Below are 15,016 nucleotides of genomic sequence, written 5' to 3' on the forward strand. Positions count from 1 at the left end.
CCTCGGCCGACCAGATCGGCCAGCCGCATGTTGGAGACGCGACCACGGTGGCCTGCCGTCGCGGGTGCCAGACCGACCTGTCGCTTGATTGGCACTCTCATGGGGAGAGTGCCAGTTGGAGATTATGCCGGGGTCCGGGAACCCGTCAACACGGGCCCCCGCGCGCCGCCCACCTGTCGTTATATGCGGCGTTTGCGGGGTTTCGCTGGTGGTCAGGTGCGTTCCGAGTGCCGCCGGGGACTACCGTCATCGGGTGGACACCGCCGCGTTCCGAGAGCTTCTCACCCCGGAAGGCCAGGAGCTGCTCGGCGAGATCGGCGTCGCCGGCGCCGACGAGCGGACGCTGCCGGCCATGGTCTCCCGCCTGCGCGCCCGCCACCCGGCCGACCTCGTCGGCGCGGCCCTGACGCAGGCCCGGCTCCGCGAGCGCGGCCGGGCCAAGTTCGGCGCCGACGCGGACCGCATGTACTTCACCCCGCAGGGCCTCGAACAGGCCACCCGGGCCAGCGTCGCCCGGCACCGGGCGCGGCGGTTCGCCGACCGGCTCCCGCCCGGGGGCCGGGTGCTCGACCTCGGCTGCGGCATCGGCGGCGACCTGCTCGCCCGCGCCCGTACGGGCGTCGGCGGCACCGGCGTCGAGCTCGATCCCCTCACCGCCGAGGTCGCGCGGGCCAACCTTCGGGCCTTCGGCCTCGCGGACCTGGCGGACATCCGGTGCGGCGACGCCACCGCGCAGGACACCGGCGGGTACGCCGCCGTCTTCGCCGACCCCGGCCGCCGTACGTCCCGTGGCCGGGTGTTCGACCCGGACGCGTACCTCCCGCCGCTCGGCACGGTGCTGGACCTCGCCGGCCGGGTGCCCGGCGCCTGCGTCAAGGTCGCGCCGGGGATCCCGCACGAGGCGGTCCCGCCGGGCGCGGAGGCGGAGTGGATCTCCGACGGCGGGGAGGTGAAGGAGGCGGCGCTGTGGCTCGGCGGCCTGGCGGGCGGCACGCCGCGCCGGGCGACGCTCCTGCGGCAGGACCGGGAGCCGGCGACCCTGGCGGCCGACCCCGGTCTCGGTCCGCCGCCCGTGGCCGGGTGGCGACGTTACCTCTACGAACCGGACGGCGCCGTGGTCCGCGCCCATCTCGTCGCCGAGGCCGCGGCCCTGATCGACGGGGCGCTGGCCGACCCGCAGATCGCCTACATCACCTCGGACGTACTGCGCGCGACGCCGTTCGCGCGGCCGTACGAGATCCTGGAGGTGCTGCCGTTCGGCGTGAAGCGGGTGCGCGCGGCGCTGCGCGCCCAGAAGGCGGGCACGCTGACGATCATGAAGCGCGGCTTCGCGGGGGACGTGGACCGGCTGCGCCGCGACCTGCGCACCGACGGCCCCGAGACGCGCGTCCTCGTCCTCACCCGCGTCGGCGACGCCCCGACCGCGCTCATCTGCCGCGCCCCGTGAGCCCGCTCGGGTGCGGGCGACCGCCCGGGACTCCGGCCGACGGACCATGATCGCCTGAGTCGGCGCGGGGTCGGGTGACCGCACGGCCCCGCACGACCCGCGGCGGGGGCGACACGCCAGAGTCCGGCAAAGACCACGGTGGTGACCGTGTCCGGCTGACTACTCTTGGCGACCGGCAGGCCCCGGCGGGGCGTGATCAGGGGCGCCCGCGATCCGGGGCGCGGCGAGGACGGGGGGCGACGATGGCCGACGCCGTACTGCGGTGCCCGAAGTGCGGTGCCGGAATGGTGACCTTCCAGCGGGGCGGCATCGTGTTCGAGGAGTGCTCCCGCTGCCGCGGGGTCTTCCTCGGACGCGGCGAACTCGACCGCCTGATCTGGCGCGGCACGCCCCACACCGCCGCCGTCTGCGGCCCCTCGGCGGGGATCTCGTACGAGGGCCGGCACCGCCGCGCCTGAAAAGGGCGCTTTGCCGTGCGGGGCATAATCTCTTTTCCCTAAATTTCTATTCTCCGGCTCGATGACCTTGGTCCGCTCAATAGAGTGTCTCCTCGCGATCCACGCCGCCGACCATTTCCGGTACCGGCAAACGAAGGAGCACCCGGGTGGACACCAATCACAACTTCCTGCAGACAGGGGGTCAGCCGGTCTCGGACCGAATGCGAGAATTGCTAGCCCGCGCAGCGCAAGATCATGTTTATGAGCAGCGTTCGACGGGCCAGCTCCTGGACGAGATTCATCAGCGACTGGAGGGAATAGAGTGGCTGCTCCGCGAGGTGCGGGAGCGTGAGCTCACCGGGCTGACGACCCAGCTCGACACCGTCCGCGGGCAGGTCGACGAGCTGTGCGGCAAGCCCCCGGAGTGGGCGGAGGGGCTGGCCGAGCACATCGAGTCGGTGGGTGAGAAGGTCAAGCCGGTCGCCGAGCTGCCCTCCCTGTGGGCCGACGTGGGCGTCATCGCCGAGAACGTCGACGAGGGCCTCTCCCGCATCCAGGCCGTGCTGGACTCCAGCCGGAGCATCACCGAGGCGACCCTGCAGGCGGCCCAGCAGATGGACGACCTGACCAAGCGGCTCGACCGGCTCGCCGGCACGATGGAGGCCGCGTCGGTCCGGTTCAACCGGCTGGACAAGACGCTCGCCGACCTCGGGCACCGGTCCGAGAAGCTCGAGCACGAGATCAACGGGGTGGCCGGCAAGGTCGACCAGTCACTGCACGACATGGCCGAGCGGGTCGAGCAGGGCCTGGAGGCCGTCAACGGCCGGGTCGAGGGGGTCGGCGGGCGCCTCGACGGCATCGACGGCCGCCTGGAGGGCCTGTCCGGAAAGATCCGTGGAGTCGAGGGGCATTTCCAGGCACTGGAGGCCAAGGTGGACGGGGCGTGCGACCGCGTCGAGGGCGTCGACCAGCAGATCGCCCGGCTGCCCGTGACGCTGGAGATCAACGAACTGCACCGCAAGGTCGCCGCGATCGGCGATCGGCCGTTCATCGACCCCACCGACCGGTTCGACGCCTTGGAGAAGCGGTTGTCCGAGGCGGTCGACCCGCTCCTCGACGAGCTGCGGGCGCGCCCCGACCGGGACGAGACCGAGGAGACGCTGTCGAAGATCATTGAGGCGTCCCGCGTCGACCTGACCAAGCACATGGAGATCCTCCGCGAAGACCTCCTGCGCCAGGTGGTCGGGGTTCACGACGACGTCTCCCAGCGGGTCGTCGGCGCGCAGCACGACATGACCAAGCAGGTGACGACCGTCCATGAGGACCTGATGAAACGGCTCGTCACGCTGGAGGAGACGATGCTGGCGCTGGCGGAGGCGCTGCTGCGGCCGCGCCGCGACGGCAAGGATTAAGGGGGTGGCCGCTCGCAAATCCCCCCAGAGCGGCCACTTCCCATTTATCGCTCTATTTACGGCAATTTACCTGCGGCACCCGCAATGACATGCCGTTCGGTCTGCCTTCTACCGACAAAAACACTACCGATCCTCGGCCGAATCCGTTTTCATGGAGGCCGTGACCTTCCCCACGCTCTCCGATCCGCCGAGCGCCGCCACGCTGCGCTGGATCGAAAAATGCCTGGGGCCCGGCAGTGAGGTGAAGATGGTCCGGCCCATGATCGGCGGGCTGGCCCATGTCAACCACGCGATCCTCGCCGAGAGCCGCTCGGGCACCGTGCATCGCCTGGTCCTGCGCCGCTGGGCGTCGTCCGGCTGGCCCGTCCTCGACATCGACTTCTCCCCCGAGCTGGAGATCGCGGCGCTGACCCTGCTCACCGCGTGCGCCATCCCCACCCCCGCGCTGGTCGCCGCCGACCCCTCCGGCGCGCACTGCGACGTCCCCGCGCTGCTGATCAGCCGGTTGCCGGGCCACCCGCCCCGCCCCGCCTGCGCGGAGCTGCCCGAGTACCTCATCCAGCTGGCCGCCGCGCTGCTGCCCGTCCACGCGGTCGCCGGGGCCTCGACCATGCCGCCCTACCGCCCGTACAACCGCCTGGAGATCCGGCTCGCGCCCCGGCACGCCCGGCGGCCGGCGCTGTGGGAGCACGCGCTGGACGTCGCCGCCGGCCCCACTCCCGGCGCCGCGGCGCACTTCATCCACCGCGACTACCACCCGGACAACACCCTGTGGGCCGGCGGCCGCCTGACCGGCATCGTCGACTGGTCCAACGCGTCGTACGGCCCGGTGGCCATCGACATCGCCCACATGCGCCGCGCGCTCGCCCTCCGCTATGACATCACGGTCGCCGACCGCTTCTCGGCCTCCTTCGACCAGGTGTCCGGCGGCTACCGGCACGACCCGTACTGGGACCTGCGCACGGTCCTCGACCTGCTGCCCGAGCAGCCCGACCGGACGATCGCCGCCCGCGACATCCCGGCCTTGGAGGACCTGCTCGACCACGCGCTCGCCGAGCTCGGCGCCCCTGCCCGCTTCTGAGCCCCGCTCGGCGTGCCCGCCACCCGGCGCGTACGGCGCGCCGGGGTGTCAATTCGTCGCGTTCGGGTTCACAGCGGTGGGGTGGGTGCGGGAAGGGATCCGGCACGGATCGCCTCGGCCTGGTCCCGGCTGAACGGGGGTTGGAACAGGTCCTGGGTCTGCTGCCAGACGCGGAACAGGTCGGCCACGAAGTTCATCCGGTTGCCCAGTTCGGCCCAGTCGTCGGCGGCGCTGCCCAGCACGGCGTTGGGCGTGCGGTCGATGTCGTACAGCAAAGCCTTGAGCTCGATGTTGGACAGGTGGGCCAGGTCGGGCGGGAAGACCCCTGCGGGGGCGGCGCGGCCGACGTCGGCCCCCAGGCGCTGAACGATGAGGCGGCGGGTCCGCTGGAAGTCGGGAGCGGGCATCCGGACGTCCATCAGGTGGGCGGTGGCCATGGCCCGCCACAGCCGTACCAGGCGCCTGCGCAGTGGCGGCGGAGTGAACGGGGAGACCTGCACCGGAACCAGCGCCTGGGCGATGGGCTCTTGCAAGCGGATCTGCTCGTGCAGGCCGATCCGCAGATTGGCCAGCAGGATGTGCTCGGCGCGCTCGGCGGCGTCGCGGGCGCGCATGGCGGCGTGATAACCGCGCACAGCGGCGATGAGCAGGTCCTGGCCGCCCTGTTCGGCCGCCCCGGGACGCAGCGCGGCCACGCAGCGTTCGAGCGCGCGGTCTCGGGCGGTGGCGTCGGTGGCGCCGGTGTACTCCTGGATCAGCCGGGCGTACAGCAGCCCCAAGTCCTCGAACACCATGCGGTTGCCGATCGCGACATTGTCGCCGACCTGCCGTACGGCGCGAAAGACCAGGTCGGGAGCGACCACCTGGATACGCGCGGGGACACGCTCGGCGAAGGCCCTCATGAGGCGGACCATCCGCGGGATACCCTCCCCGCGGATGAACCGGCCGGCCGTGCGCGAGGCCCAGGTGCCGAAGCAACACCAGCTGACGTTCTCCGGTCCCAACAGCGACGCCATCCCGATCGACAGATCGTGGTACGCCTGGGTGATGCGCAGGTTGCGAAGCACGGGGTCGGCGATGGCCGCGATCTCGGCCACGTCCTCCGCAGTGACGAGGGGGGCCATGTCGCATGCGGACGACTCGGGAGCGGGCCAGGTGCCGGCGGTCTCTAAGGGCATGCGCGGACGGTATCCAGCGCACCCCTCGCGGCGATAGCTACGAAAGGTAATGATTTAACTACCTAACGGAGGCGGAGTCTCAGCGTCCATGCCGTGCGCCCGCCGGCCGCCGCGGCCCGGGTGGGCTGCTCCCCGATGGCGCCGGTCGCGCTCGTGGCCGCGAACGCCGCGGCGGCCGAAAGTGTTCAGCCGAGCAGAGTGGAGCGTCGCAGACCTACCTTTTTGCGGCGCGCACCGATGAATTACGGCGAAAGAATGCCGACAGGGGCAAGAAATCGCCTTCAACGCCACCAGCCGACGCCGGAAGGGAGTTCCGTCGGCTCGGGGCCCCGCCAGTCCCGAGCCGACGTCCAGGGGAAGCCGATGATAGTTACATCCGAGCGATGCCTCGGTGCACCTGGAATGTCTCCCATCAGAAGGCGAAGATGACGCCTTCGCCCACGCGGCCCGCGGAGAATGCCCGCCCATGACGGCGAAGGCCGCCGGTCCGCGGGGTCATCGGCGCCGCCGCCGCAGCGCGACCGGGGGCCGGGGCCGACGCCCCGAGGCGGCCACCCTGGTGGTCCGCCGACCTCCGCCTCGCGGCGAATCGGGCATGCGCATTCCAACCTCCCTGCCGAGCCGAAGCGTGACCGATGACCATTTCGGCGTCCAAGAGTCGGGCTTTGGGACGTGCCCTCGACCCGCCGAATGGACTTTTTCTCAGGGATTATCACAAAGCCTCAAACCGTGAATCCCTTTCGCTCACGGACGTTATTACGGCGAAATCCGTGATTCAACCCCCGAAGCCCTGTCCACACCCGGCCACCGACTTCACAAGGGAACGATTGAAAGGCGTACTTTCTCCAACGTCCCGCCAACCGGGCCCTCATCAGCGCTTTCACCTCGCGTTCCACCCGGCGAATTTATTATTTTCCCAACATTCGAGCGCACCCAGTGAAACAGGTCACAGTCCGCAGACCGCGGTGACACCCCGCGCGGAGGGGCGCCCCGGCAGCCGCGCCGACATGGAGTCACCATGACGCCAAGTTGACGCCACATGGCGCTTGCCGTGACGCCAACCTTCGTGTCATGCTGACGCCATGCACCTGGAGTCGTACGTCGCAAAGCTCCGCCAGGAGCTCGCGCTCGCCGCCGAAGCGGGCGGCAACGAGGCCCGCGAGCTCGCCGAGCGGCTCACCGCCCCCCTGGAGTCGTCGATCCGGCTCGCCCTGCTGGACGCGCTGTCGGCCGCCGCCGAGGAGATCACCCGTGAGCTCGCGCCCGGTTCGGTGGACGTGCGCCTCCGCAGGGGCGAGCCCGAGTTCGTCGTGGAGCCGCCCCCCGGCGGCGCGGAGGAGGAGACCGCCGTAGCCGCGGCGCCCCCGGCGGAGCCCGCTCCCCCGGTGTCCTACGGCGCCAGGGACGGCGCCGTCTCACGGATCAGCCTCCGCCTCCCCGACGAGCTGAAGACCAGGGCCGAGCAGGCCGCCGAGCGAGAAGGACTCTCGGTCAACGCCTGGCTCGTCCGCACCATCACCGAGGCCGTGGAGCGTACGAGCCGCGAGCGGGACGTCCGCAGGCGCTCGTCTCCGCGCGGCGACCGCTACACCGGCTGGGTCCGCTGAGCCGGGCCCCCTTCACCACCACCGACCAGCGGCGGGGTCCTGGACCCTGTGACCAGAGAGGCAGCACCATGCCCACATTCGCCAGTCCGGAGCCGATCTCCGCGACACTCGACGCCTCCATCGCCGAGGTCCGCGTCACCGCCTCCGACCGCACCGACACCGTCGTCGAGGTGCGGCCCGCCGACCCGTCGAAGGCGAGCGACGTCCGGGCCGCGGAGGAGACCACGGTCGAATACACCGACGGACGGCTGGTGATCAGAGGGGCGAAGAGGCGCGCCCATCTGGTCCTGGGCCCCAAGGACGCCGCCGTCCAGGTCGACGTCGAGCTCCCCGCAGGCTCCGGCCTGCACGCCTCACTCGGAATGGGCAACGTCCACTGCGCGGGACGGCTCGGCGACTGCGAGATCTCCAGCGGCGCCGGCGTCATCTGGGTCGAGGACACCCACACGCTGCAGGTGCGGACCGGCGGCGGGGATGTCACGGCCGGGCGCGTCGCGGGAGACGTCAGGCTCACCACGGGTGTCGGCGAGATACGCCTCCGCCGCGGCGGCGGCACCGTCACGATCAAGACCTCCTCCGGAGCCGCCTGGATCGGCGAGGCCGTCGGCGACACCCGCGCCCGCTCCGCCAGTGGCGACATCGTGATCGACCAGGCGCACGCCGACGTCGACGCGAAGACCGCAGCAGGCAAGATCCGCATCGGGGAGGTCTCCCGAGGCGCGGTCGTCATCCAGACCGGCGCCGGTCAACTGGAGGTCGGCGTCCGCGAGGGCACCGCCGCCTGGCTCGACGTCCACGCCACCGCCGGAACCATGCACAACATGCTGGACCCGACCGACGGCCCCGGAGCGGCCGACCGGACCGTGGAGATCCGCGCCCGTACCGGGCTCGGTGACATCGTGATCCGCCGCGCCGCCGTGACCGCCCACGAGTGAACCCCGCACCGGCCACCATCCGCTGAATCCCGTGCCGGCACCCATCCGCTGAAGCCCGTGCCGGCACCCATCCGCTGAAGCCCGTGCCGGCCCCGTTCGCCCAACCCTCGCCGGCGCCGATCCGCTCAGCCCGCACCGGCGGCCATCCGCCTCTGGCCCGCACACCTCCCCGGCCACCCGGGACCGGGTTCCCTTCACGGCCGCGCTTTCTGATCCGCCCTCGACGGCGAACCCGGCGCGGCACGCGGGCCCCGGCTACCGGAGGGCGCCCTTCCCTTCTCACTGCCTCATCCGGACCCCTCTTTCTCCCTTACCGCGGCATGCCGCGTTGTGACGTAGCTGGAAGGATCATGACTGCAGCCATCAAGGCCACCGGCCTGCGCAAGTCGTTCGGCGACAAGGTCGTCCTGGACGGCATCGACCTGTATGTCCCGCGAGGAACGATCTTCGCGCTGCTCGGCCCGAACGGCGCCGGCAAGACCACGACCGTCCGCATCCTGACCACCCTCATCGACGCCGACGCGGGCCGGGTCGAGGTCGCGGGCCACGACCTCGCCGCAGATCCCGACGGCGTACGGGCCGCGATCGGCGTGACCGGGCAGTTCTCCGCCGTCGACGACAAGCTCACCGGCCGAGAGAACCTCATCCTGATGGCCGACCTGAACCACCTCGGCAGGACGCGGGGCAGGCGGCGCGCCGACGAACTCCTGGACCGCTTCGACCTACGGGAGGCGGCCGGCAAGCTCGCCGGCACCTACTCCGGTGGCATGCGCCGCCGCCTGGACCTGGCCATGACCCTGGTCGGCGACCCGCAGGTCATCTTCCTCGACGAGCCGACCACCGGCCTGGACCCGCGCAGCCGCCGCACGATGTGGCAGAGCATCGAGGACCTCGTCGCCGGCGGCGTCACCGTCCTGCTCACCACGCAGTACCTGGACGAGGCGGACCGGCTCGCCGACCAGATCGCCGTGCTGGACCGGGGCAGGCTGGTCGCCCAGGGCAGCGCGCAGGAGCTCAAACGCCGCGTCCCCGGAGGGCACATCCGCCTCCGCTTCGCCGATACCACCGCCCTCGGCCGCGCCGCGCACGTCCTGGACGACGCGGTCGCGGAGGACGCCGACCTCACCCTTCGCGTTCCCGGCGACGGCAGCGTCCAGGCCCTGCGCGACCTGCTCGACCGGCTCGACGCCACCGGCCTGCGGCCCGAGGAGCTGCAGGTCCACACGCCCGACCTCGACGACGTCTTCCTCGCCCTCACCGGCCGTACCGACACCCCTCAGGAGACCTCCCGATGAGCACCCTGTCGTACGCCGCGAGCGACTCGGCGACGATGCTGCGCCGCAACCTCCGGCACGCCATCCGCTACCCCTCACTGACCTTGAGCGTCGCCGGAATGCCGCTCATCTTCCTGCTGCTCTTCGTCTACGTCTTCGGCGGCGCGATGGGCGCCGGAATCGGCGGCCTGGGCGGCGGCCGGACGCAGTACCTGTCCTACATCACCCCGGGGATCGTCCTGATGACCTTGGCCTCGGGGTCGATCACGACGTCGGTGGCGGTGTGCGTGGACATGACCGGAGGCATCATCGACCGGTTCCGCACGATGGCGATCTCGCGGGCGTCCCTGCTGACCGGGCACGTCATCGGCAGCGTGATCACCACGATGTTCAGTACGGCGCTCGTCCTCGGCGTGGCCGTGGCGTTGGGCTTCCGGCCCGACGCCGGCCCGCTCGAATGGGTCGCGGCGGCCGGCGTCCTGACCATGGTGACGTTCGCGCTCACCTGGCTGTCGGTCGCCTTCGGCGTGTTCGCCAAGTCCCCGGAGAGCGCCAGCAACCTGCCCCTCCCCCTGTCGCTGCTCCCGATGATGGGCAGCGGCTTCGTGCCGACCGGCTCGATGCCGTCGGGCCTGCGCTGGTTCGCCGAGTACCAGCCCTTCACCCCGATGATCGAGACGCTCCGCGGCCTGCTGACCGGCACGGCGATCGGCCACAGCGCCGCCGTCTCCGCCGCCTGGTCCGCCGGCATCGCCCTCGTCGGCTACGCCTGGGCGAAGACCCGCTTCAACCGGGCCCGCACCCACTGATCGTCACTACGTTGGGTATCCACTTCCTTGCGCTCGGTAGTCGAAGGTGTGAGGCTTACCCCCGTCAGGGTCACAGCCATCGATCACTTCGGGAGATCAACGTGCGAAAGAAGACACTGGCGTTGGCCCCGGCGGTCACCGCCGGCATCATCGCCCTCTCCGCCGCCGCGGCGCAGGCGTCGACCATCGTCGTCTACGAGGGCGACCACTACTCGGGCCACTCCATCACGCTCAGCAAGTGCGGGATGAGCAACATCCCCGAGCGATACCACGGCTCCTACAAGTGGTACGCCACCGGACAGAGCGCCCGGATGTACAACCAGCCGAACGCCGAGGGCGTGGTGCACTTCGTGCTCAGCTCCGACCGGAACGCCGAGCAGGCGACGCCCTTCGGCTGGAAGAGCATGTTCATCGAGTGCTGAGGCGTCAGGGCCGCGCCCCGTGACCCGGTCACCGGGCGCGGCCCGATCCCCGTTTCGCGACGGCGTGCGGCTGCGCGCCTTCACCGCAGCCGGGAGCGTACGGCCTGCATCTCGTCGTCCCGCAGGCCCGCGTCACGCAGGTAGGCGGCGGCGTCGAACGAATCGATGACGGCGAGCAGGGCCTCCCGCTCGGTGGTGCCATGCCGGGCGAAGACGTGCAGCGTGCAGAAGCGCGGAGCCGTCTCCGCCATATGGCGGAGACGGCCGGCGCTACGAGGCGTAGCGCTGCGCCGACGATCCTCCCGCCGCCGCGAGCATGCCCGCGGCGGCAGGCGTCGACCTCCACGGATACCGGATTTTAGGCCGCGACCATCCTGGTGGCGTTCCAGAACGCTCTCCGAGGGCGCGAAAGGCCTTTCTGCATCGCACGGCCGATCGGCCTGGTCCGGTCTCCTGCCTCGAGGTTCGGGAAATCTTGGAGTTCCGCTGCCACCGGAACTCGTGGATATCGCGAACTCGCCGAGGAGGCCGAGACCAGGGATCAGGGCTGCCGACGTTCCCCGCTCCGACTCGATCCACTCAGTGAGGGATCCGACCCCCGCGGGTGCTGGACCACGGGACGCGTCACCCGTACGACCTCCAGTAGCTCACCCAAGCCCTGGAAATCGTCGGGGTTCGTGGTGAACAGCGGTAGTTCCTCGGCGATCGCCACCGAAGCGATCATCAGGTCGGCGACTCTCCGGCGTGGCTTACGGCCTGCGGCGACGACCCCTGCGGTGACTCTGCCGAAGGCCCTCGCGGCCTCGACCCCGAACGGGATGGGGTCGAATTCGTGCTCCACCCGCTGCAGCACGTCCAGCCGTCGAGCACGCTCGGCGTGCTCATCGTAGTCTCCCTGTTCGCTGTTGGGACGGACCTGGTGCGGGCCCGCCGACAGTTCGGCGAGTGTGATCGCACTGATCGCCATCTCGTTCGGCAGTTCAGCAGGGTCGATCCAGCTCCGCAGGATCACGATGTTCGTGTCGAGCAGACCCTGCGGATGACGTTCAGCGCCCATAAGGGTCGGCCGCCTCGTGGTCGAGCGCGGCGTCCTGGTCGGCCCGGAACGCGTCGAGGTCGATGGCGGAGGCACCACGCGACATCGCGGCGAACTCCTCACGGGGCACGAACCGGCGACGCCGACGCAGAGGGATCAGTTCACCGATCTGGTGACCGTCCCTGGTGACCGTGAACGCCTGCCCGTGCTCGACAGCGTCCATGATCTCTTTGGAGCGGTTCCGCAGATCCCGCTGGGTGATCTCAGGTTGCGCGGCCATATCCCTGATAGTAAGCGCTTGTGGCACGCTGGGCCACAGCGTGCTACAACCCACCTCGCGAGGCTAGACGAGGACCTGGGTGATGGGGAGGGAGGAGTCGGCGGGGAGGCCGAGGTCGGAGGGGGCCAGGCCGGCGGCGACGAGTTCGGAGCCGAGGGCCGCGACCATGGCGCCGTTGTCCGTGCACAGCTTCGGCCGGGGCACGCGGAGCTCGATGCCCGCCTTGTCGCAGCGCTCCTGGGCCAGGGCGCGCAGCCGGGAGTTGGCCGCGACGCCGCCGCCGACGAGGAGGTGGGACACGCCGTTGTCCTTGCAGGCGGCGATGGCCTTCTTGGTCAGCACGTCGACGACCGCCTCCTGGAAGGCGGCGGCGACGTCGGCGACCGGGACCGGCTCGCCGGCGCGCTCGCGGGCCTCGACCCAGCGGGCGACCGCGGTCTTCAGGCCGGAGAAGGAGAAGTCGTAGGTGCCGTCGTCGTACTTGCCGCGCGGGAAGAACACCGAGCCGGGGTCACCCTCGCGGGCCGCGCGGTCGATGTAGGGGCCGCCGGGGAAGCCGAGGTCGAGCACGCGCGCGACCTTGTCGAACGCCTCCCCCGCCGCGTCGTCGACGGTGGCGCCGAGCGGGCGCACGTCCGAGGCGACGTCGGGGACGAGGAGCAGGGAGGAGTGGCCGCCGGAGACGAGCAGCGCGACGCAGGGCTTCGGCAGCGCGCCGTGTTCGAGCTGGTCGACGGCGACGTGGGCGGCGAGGTGGTTCACGCCGTACAGCGGCTTGCCGAGGCCGAGGGAGTACGCCTTGGCGGCGGCGACGCCGACGAGGAGGGCGCCGGCGAGGCCGGGGCCGGCGGTGACGGCGATCGCGTCGATGTCGTTCAGGGTGACGCCCGCGTCGGTCAGGGCCCGCTCCACGGTCGGCGTCATGGCCTCCAGGTGCGCCCGGGAGGCGACCTCGGGCACGACGCCGCCGAAGCGCGCGTGCTCGTCCACGCTGGAGGCGATCGCGTCGGCGAGCAGCGTGTGGCCGCGGACGATGCCGACGCCCGTCTCGTCGCAGGACGTCTCGATCCCCAGGACCAGGGGTTCGTCCTTCATCTTCCCACTCCCTGTCCGGCGGGCACTCCGCTCCGCCGCGAGTCACGGACCATCACGATGGCGTCCACGCCCGATGGCTGGTAGTAGCGCTTGCGGACGCCGACCGGCGTGAAGCCGAACCGTTCGTACAGCCGCCGGGCCCGGTCGTTGTCGGCGCGGACGTCGAGGAACACCTCGGGGCAGCCGCGGGCCGAGGCCTCGTCGAGCAGCGCGGTCAGCAGCCGGGCGCCGTACCCCCGTCCCTGCAGCTCCGGCCGTACACCGATCGTGAGGACGTCGGCCTGATCGCCGACGGCGGCCAGGCCCGCCCAGCCGGCGAAACGCCCGTCGTCGTCCTCGATCACCACGTAGTGCCGCGTACCCGTCTCGTCGGCCAGCTCCTCGCGGTACGCCTGTTCCGACCAGGTCTCCTCGGGGAAGAGCACGGGCTCGAGCGCGAGGACGTCGGGAAGGTCGTCCGCGGTCATCGCGCGCAGCGTCACGGCTGCGTCACCCGTTTGCGGGGTCCGGGCTCGCGGGCGTCGGGCTTGCGGAGGTACAGCGGGACGGGCTCCAGGAGGTCGGGGCCCTCTCCGCCGGCCAGCCGGGTGATCACCAGGTCGGCGAGCGCGGCCGCGGACGGCAGCGCGGGCTCCTGTCCGGCGAGCGTGTCGGCGTACAGCAGGGCGCCCTCTCCGATGGCGGGCAGGCCCGGCTCGGCGGCCTCGGCGGGCTTGCCGACGGCGGGGCCACCGGCGCGTTCGCGGGCCGAGGCGTACGACGCCCAGTAGACCTCCTTGCGCCGGGCGTCGGTCGCCGCGACGAAGGGGCCGGTACGGCCGGACTGCCAGGCGAGGACGTCGAGCGTGCAGACGCCGTGGACCGGGATGCCGAGCACGGCGCCGAGCGCGCGGGCGGTGGTGAGACCGACGCGCAGGCCGGTGTACGGGCCGGGCCCCACGCCGACCGCGATGTCCGTCAGATCGGCACGGGTCACCCCGGCCTCGTCGAGCACGGTCGCGATGGCGGGGGCGAGCACCTCGGCGTGCCGCCGCCGGTCGACCGCGTTGGACTCGGCGCGCAGCCGGACACCGCCGGAAGTGCCCTCGCTCAAGGCGACGGTGACCGCGGCGGTCGCAGTGTCAAAAGCCAAGACCAGCACGACCTACGAGCGTAGCGCGCCCATGACGTCACTCTGACCGGGCGGCGCCGTTCAGGACTGGGACTGGAGCTTGGAGATCACGTCGCGGGCTGCGGAGAGGGCGCCGTTGGTGGCGTCGGAGGAGGAGATCGGCTTCATGTCGCCGTCCTTGTCGTCGCCGCCGGAGAAGTGGACGGTGACGAGGACGTTCGCGAGGCGGGCGTTGGCGACGGCGTCCCCGATGTCGTCGTTGTCGACGGTGTAGACGACGTACGCCTGCTCGCCGACGCCGCTGACGCCGCGGCTGTCGCGCACCTTGACCGTGTCGGCGAGGTCCTTGCCCGCCCGGTCGGAGTCCCACTCGTCGCCGAACGTCCGGGTCGCCACGCCGGTCGCGCTGGTCGTCCCGTCGCCGGTGAGGGCGCGCAGTTCGACGGTGAGCTGCCGGCGGTCGTTGCCGTAGATGCTCCACGCGCACTCGCTGTGCCGGTCGGCATCGGTCGCCTGGTCCATCTCGGTGCGCTCGGCGCCCGGGGTGAGCTGGTCGGCGACCTTCTGGCTCAGCGCGGTGCAGGCGTCCGGGACGACGTCGCGCTCGGAGCCGTCGGGCGCGCTCATCGGCGAGCTCTGCGGTCCGGTCGTGGCCCGGTCCGCCGTGGTCCGGGCCTTGCCCGGCCGGAGCAACGCCACGGCGACCGCGACGGCGCATACCGCGACGACCACTGTGAGGACGCCCGCGACGGCCCAGACGCGTCTGCGGCGTCCGGCCGGGCGGGGGGCGCGACGGCGGCCACTCACCAGATCTCTCCCCCTCGACCCCATATGTCCTGTTTCGCCAGGAAGATGAGATTCACTGGTGAGGGTATTGCATGATCGCGATTAC

Annotated in this window: 17 protein-coding genes; 9 read left to right on the forward strand and 8 right to left on the reverse strand. The window is 71.4% G+C overall.

Going from position 1 to position 15,016, the window contains the following annotated elements:
* Positions 1-253 precede the first annotated feature (253 nt).
* The 4 genes from NDW01_RS13625 to NDW01_RS13640 all read left to right on the forward strand — a co-directional run bounded on the left by NDW01_RS13625 (position 254) and on the right by NDW01_RS13640 (position 4,377).
* Entirely contained in the window at positions 254-1,447 is a 1,194-nt protein-coding gene (locus NDW01_RS13625; protein WP_252820444.1) for a class I SAM-dependent methyltransferase, read from the forward strand.
* Positions 1,448-1,689: 242 nt separating this feature from the next.
* Positions 1,690-1,905: a TFIIB-type zinc ribbon-containing protein gene (locus tag NDW01_RS13630; protein ID WP_252820446.1), complete on the forward strand. Its 216-nt coding sequence runs from the start codon at positions 1,690-1,692 to the stop codon at positions 1,903-1,905.
* Between the two features lie 317 nt (positions 1,906-2,222).
* Positions 2,223-3,296, forward strand: coding sequence for a hypothetical protein (locus tag NDW01_RS13635; RefSeq protein WP_308211694.1), 1,074 nt, complete (start codon positions 2,223-2,225; stop codon positions 3,294-3,296).
* Positions 3,297-3,447: 151 nt separating this feature from the next.
* Positions 3,448-4,377 carry an aminoglycoside phosphotransferase family protein gene (locus tag NDW01_RS13640; protein WP_406567117.1) on the forward strand — a complete coding sequence of 310 codons (930 nt, stop codon included), beginning with the start codon at positions 3,448-3,450 and terminating at the stop codon, positions 4,375-4,377.
* A 68-nt stretch (positions 4,378-4,445) separates the two neighbouring features.
* Here the strand turns inward: NDW01_RS13640 and NDW01_RS13645 are convergent, their stop codons facing one another.
* On the reverse strand, positions 4,446-5,555 hold the full coding sequence (locus NDW01_RS13645; RefSeq protein ID WP_252820448.1) for a hypothetical protein: 1,110 nt from the start codon (positions 5,553-5,555) through the stop codon (positions 4,446-4,448).
* Positions 5,556-6,637: 1,082 nt separating this feature from the next.
* Here NDW01_RS13645 and NDW01_RS13650 point away from each other — a divergent pair.
* The 5 genes from NDW01_RS13650 to NDW01_RS13670 all read left to right on the forward strand — a co-directional run bounded on the left by NDW01_RS13650 (position 6,638) and on the right by NDW01_RS13670 (position 10,602).
* Positions 6,638-7,162: a toxin-antitoxin system HicB family antitoxin gene (locus tag NDW01_RS13650; protein WP_252820450.1), complete on the forward strand. Its 525-nt coding sequence runs from the start codon at positions 6,638-6,640 to the stop codon at positions 7,160-7,162.
* A gap of 68 nt (positions 7,163-7,230) precedes the next feature.
* On the forward strand, positions 7,231-8,097 hold the full coding sequence (locus tag NDW01_RS13655) for a DUF4097 family beta strand repeat-containing protein (RefSeq protein WP_252820452.1): 867 nt from the start codon (positions 7,231-7,233) through the stop codon (positions 8,095-8,097).
* 350 nt (positions 8,098-8,447) lie between these two features.
* Entirely contained in the window at positions 8,448-9,392 is a 945-nt protein-coding gene (locus NDW01_RS13660; protein WP_252820455.1) for an ATP-binding cassette domain-containing protein, read from the forward strand.
* Positions 9,389-10,180, forward strand: coding sequence for an ABC transporter permease (locus NDW01_RS13665; RefSeq protein ID WP_252820457.1), 792 nt, complete (start codon positions 9,389-9,391; stop codon positions 10,178-10,180). Before NDW01_RS13660 ends, NDW01_RS13665 begins: the two co-directional genes overlap by 4 nt.
* A gap of 101 nt (positions 10,181-10,281) precedes the next feature.
* The gene (locus NDW01_RS13670; protein ID WP_252820459.1) at positions 10,282-10,602 is read left to right on the forward strand and encodes a MiAMP1 family antimicrobial peptide; all 321 of its coding nucleotides are present in this window, start codon (positions 10,282-10,284) and stop codon (positions 10,600-10,602) included.
* An 80-nt stretch (positions 10,603-10,682) separates the two neighbouring features.
* Here NDW01_RS13670 and NDW01_RS13675 read toward each other — a convergent pair whose 3' ends face one another.
* The 7 genes from NDW01_RS13675 to NDW01_RS13705 form a co-directional block, all read right to left on the reverse strand.
* Positions 10,683-10,853: a hypothetical protein gene (locus NDW01_RS13675; RefSeq protein WP_252820461.1), complete on the reverse strand. Its 171-nt coding sequence runs from the start codon at positions 10,851-10,853 to the stop codon at positions 10,683-10,685.
* A gap of 290 nt (positions 10,854-11,143) precedes the next feature.
* On the reverse strand, positions 11,144-11,659 hold the full coding sequence (locus NDW01_RS13680) for a type II toxin-antitoxin system VapC family toxin (RefSeq protein ID WP_252820463.1): 516 nt from the start codon (positions 11,657-11,659) through the stop codon (positions 11,144-11,146).
* The gene (locus NDW01_RS13685) at positions 11,649-11,918 is read right to left on the reverse strand and encodes a type II toxin-antitoxin system Phd/YefM family antitoxin (protein WP_252820465.1); all 270 of its coding nucleotides are present in this window, start codon (positions 11,916-11,918) and stop codon (positions 11,649-11,651) included. Before NDW01_RS13685 ends, NDW01_RS13680 begins: the two co-directional genes overlap by 11 nt.
* Positions 11,919-11,981: 63 nt before the next feature.
* On the reverse strand, positions 11,982-13,013 hold the full coding sequence (tsaD, locus tag NDW01_RS13690) for a tRNA (adenosine(37)-N6)-threonylcarbamoyltransferase complex transferase subunit TsaD (RefSeq protein WP_252780933.1): 1,032 nt from the start codon (positions 13,011-13,013) through the stop codon (positions 11,982-11,984).
* Positions 13,010-13,480, reverse strand: a complete 471-nt coding sequence (gene rimI / locus NDW01_RS13695) for a ribosomal protein S18-alanine N-acetyltransferase (RefSeq protein ID WP_252820467.1) — start codon at positions 13,478-13,480, stop codon at positions 13,010-13,012. The genes tsaD and rimI overlap by 4 nt, the downstream gene beginning before the upstream one ends.
* A gap of 11 nt (positions 13,481-13,491) precedes the next feature.
* On the reverse strand, positions 13,492-14,154 hold the full coding sequence (gene tsaB, locus NDW01_RS13700; RefSeq protein WP_252820469.1) for a tRNA (adenosine(37)-N6)-threonylcarbamoyltransferase complex dimerization subunit type 1 TsaB: 663 nt from the start codon (positions 14,152-14,154) through the stop codon (positions 13,492-13,494).
* 51 nt (positions 14,155-14,205) lie between these two features.
* Complete coding sequence (locus tag NDW01_RS13705) at positions 14,206-14,931, reverse strand: hypothetical protein (protein WP_252820471.1); 726 nt, start codon at positions 14,929-14,931, stop codon at positions 14,206-14,208.
* Positions 14,932-15,016 lie beyond the last annotated feature (85 nt).

Origin of the sequence: Actinoallomurus soli, from assembly GCF_024055715.1 — a bacterium.
GTDB classification, from domain to species: domain Bacteria; phylum Actinomycetota; class Actinomycetes; order Streptosporangiales; family Streptosporangiaceae; genus Actinoallomurus; species Actinoallomurus soli.